The following is a 374-nucleotide window of genomic DNA, read 5'->3' on the forward strand; positions in this document are numbered from 1 at the left end:
CTGGCGCGACATCAGCGTGGATTACTGCCTGGACGCCTTGGGAACGCGATCTCACATCCAGAGATACTGCGGCCTCCAGGACACCGAACAGTTCAGCAACGAGTTGCAACTTCAAGGTAGTTTCGGCAAGCTCGATACCGTCCTGGGCCTATTCTACTTCTGGGAGTCCGGCGACGAGATCAACCGCAACCCAGGGGTCGTCGCCATCTCCGCGACGACGCCATCCCTTTCCAACTGGGTCGATTCGGAGGCAACCAACACGAGCTACGCCGTGTTCGCTCACGGATCGTACGCCTTCAGTAACCGGCTTTCGGTTTCGGCCGGCCTGCGCTGGACGCATGACACGCGCAAAGTCGACTGGCATAGTCGACAAG

At 59.4% G+C, this 374-nt stretch carries 1 protein-coding gene; it reads left to right on the forward strand.

Annotated features, from left to right (window positions below; all coding sequences use genetic code 11):
• The coding region (locus HX774_RS19435) for a TonB-dependent receptor domain-containing protein (RefSeq protein ID WP_178829035.1) at nucleotides 1–374 on the forward strand (374 nt) is incomplete at both ends.

The organism is Brevundimonas sp. P7753 (genome assembly GCF_013386595.1).
GTDB classification, from domain to species: Bacteria; Pseudomonadota; Alphaproteobacteria; order Caulobacterales; family Caulobacteraceae; genus Brevundimonas; species Brevundimonas bullata.